At 64.4% G+C, this 1,094-nt stretch carries 1 protein-coding gene; it reads right to left on the bottom strand.

Going from position 1 to position 1,094, the window contains the following annotated elements; translation table 11 throughout:
• On the bottom strand, nucleotides 1-1,094 hold a 1,094-nt coding region (locus AA75_RS48400), incomplete at both ends, for an Ig-like domain repeat protein (protein ID WP_199520487.1).

The following is a 1,094-nucleotide window of genomic DNA, read 5'->3' as shown; positions in this document are numbered from 1 at the left end:
TGGCGGTGAGGGTGGTGGTGGTGCCGCCGGTGCCGGGGTCGGCCTTGAGGGTGAGGGTGGCGGTGGGGTTGGTGACGTGTTGGGTGAGGGATGCGTTGCTGGCGGCGTAGTTTCCGTCGGGGGTGTAGGTGGCGGTGATGGTGTGGTCGGTGGTGGTGAGCGTGGTGGTATCGAGGCTGGCGGTGGGGCTGCCCGTCCCGGTGAGGGCGACGGGATCGCCGATTGGGGTGTCGCCGTCCTTGAAAGTGACGGTGCCGGTGGGCTGAGTGGCGAGGCTGCCGGTGACGGTGACGGTGGCGGTGAAGGTGACCTTCTGGCCAGGAGCAGACGGATTCAAGCTGCTGGTCAGTGTGGTGGTACTCCCCGCCTGAACAGTGATGCCCAGGGGTGGTGCACTGCTGCTGGACGCAAAGATATTGCTGGTGCTGCTGTACTTCGCAGTGAGGTGGTGAAGGCCGCCAGTGAGCTTCAGTTCGGTCAGGGAGAACGTTGCGGTGGCTTGTTTGCCGTCGTCGGCCGGGGCCAGTGCCCGGCCTTGGACGATGGTTTTGCCGGTGTCGGCGTCGATGATCGACACGAGGCCCGTCGGTGGGTCCACGGTGGAGGTATTGCCGGTGACGGTGGCCGTGAACGCTACGTCCTGTCCGGGAGCGGCAACGCTATCCGTGGCGTCCGAGGTGAGGATGGTGGTTGTAGCGACCTTGCTGACGATGATGTCGAGTGGTGGTGTGCTGTTGCTGGGGGCGAATGCGGCGGCGCTATTCGTGTAGTACGCCGTCAAGCTGTGGTTGCCTTCGAGCAGGCTCAGAGAGAAGGACACCCTCGAGGCATTGGTGGGATCTGCTGGATCCGATGAGAGTGTGCCGAACCCGACCGTGTCACCGTTGCTGTCCCGCAGGTCGACCGTACCGTTGGGAGGTGTCCCGATCGGAACCGTACTCTTCACCTTGATCGTGAACTGCACGACTTGGCCGGGAACCGGAGAGGCCTGGTCGACAGCGAGAGAAGTGGTCGTGGGAGCGCCGCCAACCGACTGGTTCAGGGAGGCCGAATCACTGGCGTTCAGGTTGGTGTTGCCGTCGTAGTGGGCGGTC

Origin of the sequence: Kitasatospora sp. MBT63 (genome assembly GCF_000710465.2) — a bacterium.
GTDB lineage: Bacteria > Actinomycetota > Actinomycetes > Streptomycetales > Streptomycetaceae > Kitasatospora.
The sequence above is the reverse complement of the archived record's forward strand: the minus strand, read 5'-3'. Positions and strand labels throughout refer to the sequence as shown.